Origin of the sequence: Candidatus Kryptobacter tengchongensis (assembly GCF_001458555.1) — a bacterium.
Taxonomy (GTDB): domain Bacteria; phylum Bacteroidota; class Ignavibacteria; order Kryptoniales; family Kryptoniaceae; genus Kryptonium; species Kryptonium tengchongense.
On the sequence record NZ_CZVH01000011.1, the window covers coordinates 1 to 12,500 of the forward strand.

Annotated in this window: 12 protein-coding genes, 1 tRNA gene and 2 rRNA genes (1 of these 15 running past the window's edge); 7 read left to right on the forward strand and 8 right to left on the reverse strand. The window is 37.9% G+C overall.

Annotation, left to right across the window (positions count from 1 at the left end; translation table 11 throughout):
- The 7 genes from AT685_RS00330 to AT685_RS00360 form a co-directional block, all read left to right on the forward strand.
- Positions 1-420 (forward strand): acyl-CoA thioesterase (locus AT685_RS00330; RefSeq protein WP_072151085.1); only part of this gene is annotated, 420 nt, incomplete at its 5' end.
- A 46-nt stretch (positions 421-466) separates the two neighbouring features.
- A complete protein-coding gene (gene trpE / locus AT685_RS00335) occupies positions 467-1,960 on the forward strand; it encodes an anthranilate synthase component I (RefSeq protein WP_072151086.1) in 1,494 nt (497 codons plus the stop codon).
- A 17-nt stretch (positions 1,961-1,977) separates the two neighbouring features.
- On the forward strand, positions 1,978-2,547 hold the full coding sequence (locus tag AT685_RS00340; RefSeq protein WP_072149859.1) for an anthranilate synthase component II: 570 nt from the start codon (positions 1,978-1,980) through the stop codon (positions 2,545-2,547).
- Positions 2,548-2,576: 29 nt separating this feature from the next.
- Positions 2,577-3,263, forward strand: coding sequence for an LOG family protein (locus AT685_RS00345; RefSeq protein WP_072151087.1), 687 nt, complete (start codon positions 2,577-2,579; stop codon positions 3,261-3,263).
- Between the two features lie 18 nt (positions 3,264-3,281).
- Positions 3,282-4,001 carry an ABC transporter ATP-binding protein gene (locus tag AT685_RS00350; RefSeq protein ID WP_072151088.1) on the forward strand — a complete coding sequence of 240 codons (720 nt, stop codon included), beginning with the start codon at positions 3,282-3,284 and terminating at the stop codon, positions 3,999-4,001.
- A gap of 20 nt (positions 4,002-4,021) precedes the next feature.
- Positions 4,022-5,692: a putative ABC transporter permease subunit gene (locus AT685_RS00355; protein WP_072211354.1), complete on the forward strand. Its 1,671-nt coding sequence runs from the start codon at positions 4,022-4,024 to the stop codon at positions 5,690-5,692.
- A 72-nt stretch (positions 5,693-5,764) separates the two neighbouring features.
- Positions 5,765-5,838, forward strand: a tRNA-Arg gene (locus AT685_RS00360).
- 7 nt (positions 5,839-5,845) lie between these two features.
- Here AT685_RS00360 and AT685_RS00365 read toward each other — a convergent pair.
- From AT685_RS00365 to AT685_RS00400, 8 genes are all read right to left on the reverse strand, one after another.
- Positions 5,846-6,187: a metal-sulfur cluster assembly factor gene (locus AT685_RS00365; RefSeq protein WP_072149864.1), complete on the reverse strand. Its 342-nt coding sequence runs from the start codon at positions 6,185-6,187 to the stop codon at positions 5,846-5,848.
- A gap of 57 nt (positions 6,188-6,244) precedes the next feature.
- Positions 6,245-6,754, reverse strand: coding sequence for a hypothetical protein (locus AT685_RS00370; protein ID WP_072151090.1), 510 nt, complete (start codon positions 6,752-6,754; stop codon positions 6,245-6,247).
- A 21-nt stretch (positions 6,755-6,775) separates the two neighbouring features.
- Positions 6,776-7,885, reverse strand: coding sequence for an ABC transporter ATP-binding protein (locus tag AT685_RS00375; RefSeq protein WP_072149866.1), 1,110 nt, complete (start codon positions 7,883-7,885; stop codon positions 6,776-6,778).
- A gap of 30 nt (positions 7,886-7,915) precedes the next feature.
- The gene (gene aroA / locus AT685_RS00380) at positions 7,916-9,193 is read right to left on the reverse strand and encodes a 3-phosphoshikimate 1-carboxyvinyltransferase (protein ID WP_234696205.1); all 1,278 of its coding nucleotides are present in this window, start codon (positions 9,191-9,193) and stop codon (positions 7,916-7,918) included.
- An 83-nt stretch (positions 9,194-9,276) separates the two neighbouring features.
- On the reverse strand, positions 9,277-9,495 hold the full coding sequence (locus AT685_RS00385) for a hypothetical protein (RefSeq protein ID WP_072151092.1): 219 nt from the start codon (positions 9,493-9,495) through the stop codon (positions 9,277-9,279).
- A 36-nt stretch (positions 9,496-9,531) separates the two neighbouring features.
- Positions 9,532-11,091, reverse strand: coding sequence for a 2,3-bisphosphoglycerate-independent phosphoglycerate mutase (gene gpmI, locus AT685_RS00390; RefSeq protein ID WP_072151101.1), 1,560 nt, complete (start codon positions 11,089-11,091; stop codon positions 9,532-9,534).
- A gap of 208 nt (positions 11,092-11,299) precedes the next feature.
- Positions 11,300-11,416, reverse strand: a 5S ribosomal RNA gene (rrf, locus tag AT685_RS00395).
- 97 nt (positions 11,417-11,513) lie between these two features.
- A 23S ribosomal RNA gene (locus tag AT685_RS00400) occupies positions 11,514-12,500 on the reverse strand (it continues 2,040 nt past the right edge of the window).

Consider the following 12,500-nt stretch of genomic DNA (forward strand, 5'->3'; position numbering starts at 1 on the left):
AATGAAAAACTTAACAACACGAAATTCAAGTTTAAAATTCAAGTCCAGGTAAGAAGCTTTGACCTTGACTCATACGGGATAGTTCATAATTCTGTTTATTTAAAATACTTTGAAATCGCAAGAACAGAATACATAAGACAAGCGCTTGGGATTGACCCGGGGCGTTTCTTTAACGATTTTTATTTCGTCATAGCAAGAAACGTTTGCAATTATATCACACCCGCAAAGTTTGATGAAATCCTTGATGTTTACGCAAGAGTTTCAAAAATTGGAAACACAAGCTTTGAAATGGAGTATTTGATTGAGGAATCAAAAACGAAAAGAACAGTTGCAACTGGCGAAACCGTCATCGTCCTTTTAAATCGCGAAACATTTAAACCTGAACCTATCCCAGAAACCGTAAAAAAACCTAATTTTTAAATTTGAGGAAGAAAATGTCCTTGTAAAAGAAAGCAAAACTTGAACGATGTTTCTTCCGTATGAAACTTTTAAAATTTTAACTGAAAAAGGGAATATAATTCCAGTTTATGAATCACTCCTTGCCGATACGGAAACGCCTGTATCAGTTTATATGAAGATACGAGATAAAAGCAAGTTTTCTTTCTTATTTGAAAGCGTTGAAGGTGGCGAGAAAATTGCAAGGTATTCGTTTATCGGATTTCAACCATTTCTGCTCTTTGAGGTCAGGGGAAATAATTTTAAAATTAAAATACTTGATGATAAATTTTCCTTCGTTGAGGAAAAAATCAAAGGTGAATCTCATCCACTTGAAGCCTTGAAAAAAATCCTTTCTCTTTTTAAATCCGTTAGCGTTGATGAACTCTCAAGATTCACATGTGGTGCAGTTGGATACTTTGGCTACGAAAGTGTTTCACTCGTTGAGAAAATTCCTCAAGCGGAAATTGATGACATTGGTGCACCAGATATATTTCTGATGTTTTTTGACACAATACTTGTCTTTGATAACTTAAAGCGGAAAATTTTTTTAATTTCAAATGTTTATAAAAATGGTGATGAAACAGAATCTGAACTAAAAGACAAATATCTTACGGCGCTTGGAAAGATAACAGAAATTAAATCTTTCTTAAAGAAACGCCTTAACACTGAAATATCAAAAGCCGAACTTGACACCGAACCAAAATTTAACATGACTCGTGAAGAGTTCATTGAAAAAGTGAAACGAGTAAAGGAATACATAATAAATGGTGATATTTTTCAAGCCGTGCTCTCCCAAAGATGCGAAAGAAAAATTGACGCCGATCCATTTGACATTTACAGAATGCTAAGAGTTGTAAATCCATCGCCATATATGTATTTTTTAGATGCTGACGACTTCAAAATCATTGGCTCATCACCAGAACTACTTGTTAGAGCTGAAAATGGGATCGTTGAAACAAGACCGATTGCTGGGACAAGAAGAAGAGGTAAAAATCCTGATGAAGACGCGAGACTTGAAGCTGAACTTCTTAGTGATGAAAAAGAAAAGGCAGAACATTTGATGCTGGTTGACCTTGGCAGAAATGATATAGGCAAAATAAGTTATTTCGGGACTGTGAAAGTAGATCAATTCATGGTTATTGAAAGATATTCACATGTTATGCACATTGTGAGCAATATAAGTGGAAAACTACGTGAAGATGTAAGCCCTATTGAAGCTCTTTATGCGTGTTTTCCAGCTGGAACTGTAACGGGTGCCCCAAAGATAAGAGCAATGGAAATAATCGCTGAACTTGAGCCAACAAAACGTGGAATTTACGGAGGAGCTATTGGTTATATTGATTTTTCTGGAAACATTGACTCATGCATAGCTATAAGAACAATTGTAATGAAGGGAAATAAAGCATATTTTCAGGCAGGAGCTGGGATCGTCCATGATTCAATACCCGAACGAGAGTATCAAGAAACGCTGGACAAACTTGAAGCGCTATTTAAAGCAGTTGAATTGTTATACGAAAACTAAATTCTCTATCCGAAAAAATGATTTTGATAATTGACAATTACGATTCATTTACATACAATCTTGTTCAATATATTGGTGAAATTGGGGTTGAGATGGAGGTTGCAAGAAATGATGCTATAACAATTGATGAAATAAAACAAATCAAACCTGATGCGATTGTGATTTCGCCTGGACCATGCACGCCGTATGAAGCTGGTATATCAATTGAAGTTATAAGACAATTTCATAAATCTACTCCAATTCTTGGAGTTTGCCTTGGGCATCAGGCAATTGGTGTAGCCTTTGGGGGTAAAGTTATAAAGGCACCCACCATAATGCATGGAAAAGTTTCAAAAATCTACCACAATAATTCATCCATATTTTCTGGTTTACCCAATCCTTTTAAAGCAACACGATATCACTCACTTATTGTTGATAGAAATACATTACCCGACTCACTTGAAATAACTGCATGGACAGAGGATGGAATAATAATGGGGTTAAAACACAAAGAATTTCCAACATTTGGGGTTCAATTTCATCCTGAATCAATTATGACAGAGTTTGGGAAGGAAATTTTGAAAAATTTTATCTATCGGAAATTTTGATGAATTTTAAATAAACTTTAGCGAAAGATATGACAGATAAAATTTTAAAGGATGAACAAATCTGGTTTGAAAGCAGACAGAAGGATATATGGAGAATTTTCAGAATAATGGCGGAATTTGTGGAAGGATTTGACCAGATGACAAAGATTGGACCTTGTGTTTCTATATTTGGCTCAGCGCGGACAAAACCTGGGCATAGATACTACGAAATGGCTCGTCAAGTTGCAAGAGAACTTGTAAAATCTGGATTTGGTATAATAACAGGGGGCGGACCTGGGATTATGGAAGCAGCAAATCTCGGGGCAAAAGAAGCAGGTGGTTTATCGGTTGGAATAAACATTGAACTGCCACTTGAGCAAAAATTCAATCCATATGTAGATGTTGGAATTGAATTCAGGCATTTCTTTGTCCGCAAAGTTATGTTTGTAAAATATTCACAAGGATTTGTTGTTTTACCAGGAGGTTTCGGGACGCTTGATGAATTTTTTGAGGCTTTAACTTTAATACAAACAGGGAAAACAACGCGTTTCCCCGTCGTTCTGATGGGGAGCGAATACTGGGAAGGGCTGATAAGTTGGCTCAGAGATAAAGTTCTTGGCGAAGGTAATATATCCACAGAAGATATGAACATTTTTGAACTTACAGATGACCCGAAAGAAGCAGCAAGAATAATAACCGAGTTCTATCAAGAAAATGTTGTTTCGCCAAACTTTTAAAATTTAGAATTTATCTGTATGATTAAACTTGAAAATTTAACGAAAAAATTCGGTGATTTTGTCGCTGTTGATAATCTATCTTTAGAGGTAAAACCAGGTGAGTTTTTCGGGTTCCTTGGACCAAACGGCGCTGGGAAAACCACAACTATAAAAATGATCGCGGGTCTGATTCAACCAACAAGTGGAAAAATTTTCATCTGTGGTATTGATGCCTTAAAAGAGCCTGAAAAAGCAAAATCTTATTTAAGTTATATCCCTGACCAACCGTATATGTATGATAAACTAACAGGTCGTGAGTTTCTCTATTTTGTTGGTGGCTTATTCAAAATGGAGAAGGAAAAAATAAAAGAAAAAATTGATTTACTCGTTGAACATTTTGAAATTGGGAAATGGATTGACAAAAAAGTTGAAGAATACTCACAGGGAATGAAACAGCGTGTTATAATTGCTTCAGCATTGCTGCACGAACCAAAAGTGATTGTTATTGACGAACCAATGATCGGACTTGACCCAAGAAGCGCCAAAATCGTTAAAGATACATTAAAGCAAAAGTCAAAAGAAGGCACAACAATCTTCATGTCAACTCACTCACTTGAGGTCGCAGAAGAATTATGCGATACAATAGGGATAATAAAAGACGGGAAATTAATAGCGAAGCTTGAGGCGAAAGATATTGAAGAATTCAAACGAAGTCATGATGGAAAATTTGAATCTATGTTCATTGAACTAATAAAGTGAAAATAGAACAATTAGCAGAGATGTCTGACTTATTTTTGATATTGAAATTCAAATTGATCTCCATATTTAAATCAACCTTTGAAACCAGATGGAGTGGGGTTTTAAAGGAACTTGGTTCACTTATCGTCTTTACAGGTTTTGCTCTCTCAACATTTATCTCTTCAAATTATGCAACCGCATATCTTCTTGCGGAGGCGAGAATTGGACTTTTTCTTTTTCACAGAATTTTGTCAATGCTTCTTTTCATTTTATTCGTTTTGGTGAGTTTGGGCAATGTGATAGTTGCTTATTCAACACTTTACAAAAGCAAAGACCTTGAATTTTTCCTTACGACACCGATAAAACCGATAAAAATTTACATAGTTAAATTTCTTGACAACTTTTTTTATAGTTCATCTACGATGTTTATATTCATCTCTGCAATTTTGCTGGGGTATGGAAGTTACTTTAGGAAGTCTTTTAATTTCTACATCTTTTCATTCATTGGTGTTTTAATTCCGTTTATGCTTATGTCAGCATCTTTTAGCATCACAATTCTCATGCTAATTTTGAGGCTTTCAAAAAAAATTGACATACGAAAACTTGCCTTAACAGCCGGGTTAATCTACGCCTTGGGAATTTATTTATATTTCAAAAGCATAAATCCGATGAAGTTGTTTACAGAGGCGATGAAGTATTACCCTTATATTGATCAGTATTTTGCACAGATTGATCCATCAATAGCGGTGTATCTCCCGAACCATTGGGTCGCAGAGATATTTTATTTCAGCGCAAGGGGAAATTCAGAGATGGTTCTAAAATACTTTTTGATTTTAATATCTGCAACAATTGGAATGGTTTTGATAAACTTTGGGGTCGCAAGAAAAATTTATTTTGAAACGCTATTTATTGCATTTGATTTGAGGAATAAAATTAAGAAAAAATTTTCAATTGAATTTTTAAGTTTTGCAAAGAAATCAGTTCTTCATCCACAAATTGAGGTTTTCATCAAGCGTGATTTAAAGATGTTTTTAAGAGAACCAAGTCAATGGGGTCACTTATTGATAATGTTTTTGCTTGTTTTGATATTTATTGTGAGTTTAGTGAAAATGCGTCTTTATAGAATTGAGCCACAACTTTTAACGCTTGCATTTATTTCAATATTTTCTTTCAATGTTTTTTTAATTGCGTCAATTGTAATTCGCTTTGTTTATCCCTTAATCTCTCTTGAAGGAATGAGTTACTGGTTGGTGAGGTCATCGCCTGTTAAGTTATCCCGACTTTATATTCACAAATTTATCATTTCATTTTTCCCGATTCTTATAATCTCCGAGGCAGTATCTTATGCGTCCGTTTTTCCGTTTGGCAAAGACCCAAACATTGGGATGTTAATAACAACAGTGAGTTTTTTCATTGCGCTTACCTATGTTTCACTTGGGCTTGGGATGGGGGGATATTTTTCAAATTATTCCGAGAAAAGCCCAGTTCGCCTTGCTTCATCAAGAGGTGCAACGATTGCGCTTTTGCTTGGTCTTGTGTTGATTTCAATTTTCACGGGAATTATATTTGCCCCTGTGACCTTTTACTTTCAATCCTTGAAATTCAACGCTGATTTTTTTAAATCCGCAATCTGGGGGGCATTCTTTACCTCAATTATACTCTCAATCCCCTTTAATTTGCTCGGATTGACAAGCATGAAAAGGGATTTTTAACAATTTCCCTCTGTCTATAAAGATTGGGAAAGTTTGAAAGAAAAAAATTTTTTTCATATATTTAAAATGACTGCGCCCGTAGCTCAACTGGATAGAGCGTCTGGCTACGGACCAGAAGGTTGGGGGTTCGAGTCCCTCCGGGCGTGCTAAAAATTATTCACCCTCTTCTCCCTCCTTTTCACCTGTTGATAACCCTAAATCACCAAAAAGCATCATTCTCGCCTTTTCAGACATCATACTTGGATTCCACCTTGGTTCCCAAACAACGACAACATCAGCATCTTTCACACCTGGAATTTGAAGCAAACGCTCACGCACCTGTTGACTTATAAATGTATGTGCAGGACACCCGGGAGCAGTAAGGGTCATCTTAACGCCAACCCAATCATCAATAATCTTGACCTCATAAACAAGCCCAAGATCAACGATATTTATCGGGATTTCAGGGTCATAGCATTCTCTAAGGGCTTCATATACCTGTTCTTCTGTTACCATGGCTTTAAACAAATTTTGTTTTTCTTTAATATAACAATTTGAATGAACATTTTAAAGTTACCCTCTGCTTTTCTTTTTTCCTCCAACCCTGGCTGTAATTTCATAGAGTTCAAGTTTTTCAAGCATCTGAATTGTCTTATTTATCTGCTCACGTAACTCTGTGAATGACGAAATCACTTTGTTTATCTCGTTGGATGGCAAATCATTTTCTGCTGAAATTTTAGCAAGGAGATTTTCAATCCCCGCTCTCATCTTTTGATAACTCTTCAAAAACGCCTCACGAAGCAATTTAGGTGTTAATTTAACAGAACGAAATTTAACCCTTGGACCTGTCCCATAAATTTCAACTTGCATTAAAAGTTTCTCAACACTTTCTGGAAGATCGTAATGAATCGTTTCCCCTGATTCAATTACCTCAAATTTTCTACTTCTTCTAAGTATGTTCACAAAATCAGAAAATGTGGGAAGCTGTATATCTTTATGATGATATTTTATGAGCAAGTAAATTTTTCTTGCTGGAACGAGAATTTCATCATCTTTTGAAATTATTTCCTCAACTATTTTCATTAATTTACGGTGGGACATCTCTCATTTCCACAAAATTGATTCTTCTGTATCTTTGTCAAAGAAATGTGCCTTTCGCATATCAATCACAAGTTCCTTGTAAATCCCAGTTTGTGGTTCCTCATGAGCAGGGATTCGTGCAACACATTGAGATGTTGAAGTTGCAAAATAAAGATAAATTTCATTTCCCATTGGCTCAACGACATCAATAAGAACCCGCACTTTTTCCCCATTTGATATTTGAGTGTAAAGAGGATCGTATATATGCTCAGGTCTTATACCTAAAATTATTTCCTTGCCAACATAATTTTTCAGTTTGTCCTGATATTCCTGAGGTATTAGAAGTTTAAAACCATTATTGTTTTCAACGAATTTTAAACCATCTTCTTGGATTATTTTTCCCTCAAGGAAATTCATTGACGGGCTACCAATGAAACCAGCAACAAATTTGTTTTTTGGGAAATTATAAAGATTCAATGGCGTATCTATCTGCTGGATTATTCCATCTTTCATAACGACGATCCTATCTCCCATCGTCATTGCCTCAATTTGATCATGAGTTACATAAATCATCGTTGCTCCAAGTTTTTGATGAAGTTTTGAAATTTCAGTTCTCATTTGGACTCTAAATTTTGCGTCAAGATTGCTTAAAGGTTCATCAAATAAAAAAACCTTTGGGTTTCTTACAATCGCTCTTCCAACTGCAACGCGTTGCCTTTGCCCACCGGAAAGTTCTTTTGGTTTGCGATCAAGAAGATGTTCAATACCAAGAATTTTAGCTGCTTCTTTAACTCTCTTGTCAATTTCGCTCTTTGGATATTTGCGAAGCTTGAGCCCAAAAGCCATATTTTCATAAACACTCATATGCGGATAAAGAGCATAGTTCTGAAAAACCATTGCTATATCTCTATCCTTTGGAGGAACATCGTTGACGATTTTGTTATCAATGTAAATATATCCCTTCGTCACATCTTCAAGCCCGGCTATCATTCTCAAAGTTGTGGTCTTACCACATCCAGATGGACCAAGTAAAACCATAAATTCTCCATCCTTGACTTCAAATGTTGCATCTTTTACTGCGATGACATTGTTTGGGTAGATTTTGCTCACATTTTCAAGTTTAACCTCAGCCATTTCACTTACACCTCCTGATTGTTTCCGTTTTTAATTTACGATTTTTCTCAAAGTTTTGTAAAAATCAGGAAAAGAAATTTTAACACATTCAGGTTTATCTATAATTGTTTCCCCATCAGCGATCAATCCAGCAATTGAAAAAGCCATCGCGATTCTATGGTCGTTAAAAGTTTCAATAAAGGCACCTTTTAATTTTCTTCCGCCTTCAAACGCAAACCCATCTTCATACTCCTCAACTTCAAGCCCCATATTTCTAAGGTTGTGAACGATTGCTTTTATTCTATCACTTTCTTTATTTCTCAAATCGCTCGCATCACGAACTTTAAAAACACCTTCGGCAACGGTCCCAGCAATTGAAAGTATGGGTATTTCGTCAATTATATTTGGTATTAGTTCTCCAGAAAGAGTTAAGTTTTTAAGATTTATCTCATTACCTGATTTTACAATCACATCACCAATAGGTTCATTTGACGATTCTCTGAGGTTTTCAAATTCAATTTGTGCGCCCATTTTTTTAAGGATATTAATAAATCCAATTCTTGTGGGATTTAAACTAACATTTTTTATAACTATGTGTGAATTTGGAACAATTGAAGCAGCGACAATAAAAAATGCAGAGGTTGATATATCTCCAGGGATAAAGTAGTGGCGAGGTTCAATTTTTATAGGTTTGACCTCTATTATTTTTTCCCCATTTTCGCTTACAACTTTCAAACCAAGCAATCTTTCCGTGTGATCTCTGGTTGGAATTTTTTCTATTATTTTTGTTTTTCCCTCGGCGTGAAGCCCGGCGAATATAAGGCAGGATTTAACTTGTGCACTTGGAATTTCAAGTTCATATTTAATTGGGTTTAGCTTCTCTACAGCGTAAATTTTGAGCGGAGCTGTTCCGTTTTCTGTTGCTTCAATTTTTGCACCCATCATCTTAAGAGGTTTAACGATTCGCATCATCGGGCGCCTTCGCAGAGATTCATCCCCTGTTATTTCAGAATTGAAGTTTTGCCCAGCAAGTATTCCTGCAAGAAGACGGATTGTTGTTCCTGAATTTCCAGCGTCAAGAATTGAATCTGGTTTGCGAAAATTTCTAATTCCTCTTCCTCGTATCTTTAATTTTTCCGATATTTCAATTTCAACACCAAGACTCTCAAGACAATTTAATGTTCTCAGTGTATCGTCAGAGATGAGGAAATTCTCTATCACATTTTCCCCCATTGAAAGAGCACAGATAAGGGCAACACGATGTGAAATTGATTTGTCTCCCGGGGGATAAATTACCCCTTTGATTTTATTTACTTTTTCAATTTTCACCAAGCAAAGAAAAATTTTTAATTAGGCAAAGCAAAATAAAAAAGAGGGGTTGCGATGAGCAACCCCTTTTAAATAAACCTAAATCAACCTGCTGTTTCGCCAGCGCCTCCGGTTACTTCCCCAACTTCTTCTTTCTTTTCAACGCCAAGTTTTGACTCCAGCGCTTCTACCCTTTTAACAAGATCATCAATTTGTTGCTGTAAAGATTTGAACTTTGTGTCAACATAATTTTTTGATACACCACCAGCTTTGGCTGGAGCCTTCTTCGCTGGCTTTTTTGCTATTTTCTTCGCCTTCGCCATGTTAATGCCCTCCTAATTTGGTTTTGATTAAGTTAATCACTTTGCAAAATACGGCACTTTCTCAAGCGTTAGAATTTCTCCATCCATTTCAGGGGGGATTGGGAGATTCATAATTGTGAGTATTGTCGGGGCTATATCACCAAGTTTTCCATCTTTTTTCAACTCCCCTTTATAATCATCCATAACAAGTATAAATGGAACTTGGCTTGTCGTGTGTGCTGTATGTGGTTCACCTGTTTCAGGATCAATCATCTTTTCTGCGTTTCCATGATCAGCGGTTATTATCATAACATAATCATTTTTCTTCGCCGAATTATAAATTCTACCAATACACATATCTATTGCTTCAATAGCTTTAACAGTTGCTGGAATTATTCCAGTATGCCCTACCATATCTGGGTTTGCAAAGTTCAAAACTATGAGAGCATATATTTGCTTTTCCATTTCTTCAATAACTTTGTCCGTTACCTCAAAAGCGCTCATCTCTGGTTTCAAATCATAAGTTGCGACCTTTGGTGAAGGAATTAAAATTCTATTTTCTCCCTCAAATGGATCTTCTCTGCCACCGCTGAAAAAATAAGTTACATGGGCATATTTTTCCGTTTCAGCGATTCTTAACTGCTTTAACCCATGCTTTGATATAACCTCACCAAGTGTATTAGTTAAATAAACGGGTTTAAAAGCTATCGGAACATCAAAATCGTCATTGTATTCGGTCATCGTTACAAAATGAACATTTAATTTTTTGCGCTGGAACTTATCAAATTTTTCATCAATAAAAGCTCTTGTTAATTGTCTTGCCCTATCGGCTCTGAAATTAAAAAATATAATTGAATCGCCATCCCTAACCTGTCCCACTGGATTTCCATCCTCATCTACAACTATAAATGGAACGACGAATTCATCAGTTATACCTTTATCGTAAGATTTCAGAACTCCTTCTTCTGCGCTTTTAAATTTTTCACCTTGTGCTTCGGTCATCGCTTTATAATATTTTTCCGTTCTCTCCCATCTGTTGTCTCTATCCATACCGTAATATCTTCCACCAACAACAGCTATTTTCCCGACGCCAATTTCTTTTGCCTTTGCCTCAAACTCTCGGATATAACCAATTGCACTTGACGGCGGTGTATCACGCCCATCAAGAAGAGCATGAACAAAAACTTTGCTAACTCCATGCATTTTTGCAAATTCAAGCAATGCATACAGATGTTCCATATGACTATGAACTCCCCCGTCAGACAGAAGTCCAACAAGATGAAGTGCACTATTGTTTTGTTTTACATTTTCAATTGCTCCAAGCAGTGCCTCATTTCTAAAAAATTCCCCATTTTTTATCGCTTTACTAATTCTAACAATGTCTTGATAAACAATTCTGCCAGCTCCGATATTTAGATGACCCACTTCGGAATTCCCCATTTGTCCATCTGGCAGTCCAACATATTCTCCCGAAGCATGAAGCGTAACCCAAGGATAGTTTGCATACAAAAAATCAAAATTTGGTTTTTTTGCAAGTGCTATGGCATCACCTTCAAGGGGTATATTTTGATCACGAACACCAAATCCATCAAGAATTACAAGGATAACTTTTCTCACTTTTACCAATTTTTTGTTTTAAAAATTTTCACTCAAGTTAAAATATAAAAAGTTTTACACTTAATTTCAATAAAAAATCGCTCAAGGGGTGTTAATATAGGAAGAAAGCCCAAGTTTCAGTGTGGAATATGAAGAGATAAACGGTGAGGGATGTTTTTAGTTATATTTAAGAACTTAACATTTTAAAAACGGAGTTAAAAATAAAAAAACCCGGCAGCGACCTACTCTCCCGGTCGCTCGCGCGACCAGTACCATCGGCGCTGGAGGGCTTAACTTCCGTGTTCGGAATGGGAACGGGTGTTTCCCCTCCGCTATAGCCACCGGGTCAAAAACTCAGTTATAAAAAACCATGAAAATTGGAAGGGTGAAAGCCACAGGATAGAATTTGTTTAGCAACCTAATCTGTAAGCGGTAGAATTAATTTGGCTAAGTCGCACGGCCGATTAGTACCACTCGGCTAAACGCCTTGCGGCGCTTACACCTGTGGCCTATCAACCTGGTAGTCTACCAGGGGCCTTCAGGGGCTTAACGCCTCGGGATACCTAATCTTGGGGTGGGCTTCGCGCTTAGATGCTTTCAGCGCTTATCCCATCCGAGCATAGCTACCCAGCGGTGCCACTGGCGTGACAGCTGGTACACCAGAGGCTCGTTCACCCCGGTCCTCTCGTACTAGGGGTGACTCCCCTCAGGTATCCTGCGCCCGCCACAGATAGGGACCGAACTGTCTCACGACGTTCTGAACCCAGCTCACGTACCGCTTTAACGGGCGAACAGCCCGACCCTTGGGACCTTCTCCAGCCCCAGGATGCGATGAGCCGACATCGAGGTGCCGAACCTCCCCGTCGATGTGAACTCTTGGGGGAGACTAGCCTGTTATCCCCGGAGTAGCTTTTATCCTTTGAGCGACGGCCCTTCCACTCGGAACCGCCGGATCACTAGGCCCTGCTTTCGCACCTGCTCGACCTGTCGGTCTCGCAGTCAAGCCCCCTTATGCCCTTGCACTCTACGCACGATTACCAACCGTGCTGAGGGGACCTTTGGGAGCCTCCGTTACCATTTAGGAGGCGACCGCCCCAGTCAAACTGCCCACCTAACACTGTCCCTCCCTGGGATTTACCAGGGCAGGTTAGAACCCAGACAGAACAAGGGTGGTATTTCAAGGGTGGCTCCATCCCGACCGGAGTCGGGACTTCTCAGCCTCCCACCTATCCTACGCATGCCCTGCCCGAGTTCAATGCTAGGCTGCAGTAAAGCTTCACGGGGTCTTTCCGTCCCGTGGCGGGTAACCGGCGTCTTCACCGGTACCACAAGTTCGCCGAGCCCGTGGCTGAGACAGCGTCCAAGTCGTTACACCATTCGTGCAGGTCGGAACTTACCCGACAAGGAATTTCGCTACCTTAGGACCGTTA

Coding starts and splice junctions, on each gene's coding strand:
- trpE (WP_072151086.1), top strand. CDS start 467: ATGTTTCTTCCGTATGAAACTTTTAAAATTTTAACTGAAAAAGGGAAT.
- AT685_RS00340 (WP_072149859.1), top strand. CDS start 1,978: ATGATTTTGATAATTGACAATTACGATTCATTTACATACAATCTTGTT.
- AT685_RS00345 (WP_072151087.1), top strand. CDS start 2,577: ATGACAGATAAAATTTTAAAGGATGAACAAATCTGGTTTGAAAGCAGA.
- AT685_RS00350 (WP_072151088.1), top strand. CDS start 3,282: ATGATTAAACTTGAAAATTTAACGAAAAAATTCGGTGATTTTGTCGCT.
- AT685_RS00355 (WP_072211354.1), top strand. CDS start 4,022: ATGTCTGACTTATTTTTGATATTGAAATTCAAATTGATCTCCATATTT.
- AT685_RS00365 (WP_072149864.1), bottom strand. CDS start 6,187: ATGGTAACAGAAGAACAGGTATATGAAGCCCTTAGAGAATGCTATGAC.
- AT685_RS00370 (WP_072151090.1), bottom strand. CDS start 6,754: ATGAAAATAGTTGAGGAAATAATTTCAAAAGATGATGAAATTCTCGTT.
- AT685_RS00375 (WP_072149866.1), bottom strand. CDS start 7,885: ATGGCTGAGGTTAAACTTGAAAATGTGAGCAAAATCTACCCAAACAAT.
- AT685_RS00385 (WP_072151092.1), bottom strand. CDS start 9,495: ATGGCGAAGGCGAAGAAAATAGCAAAAAAGCCAGCGAAGAAGGCTCCA.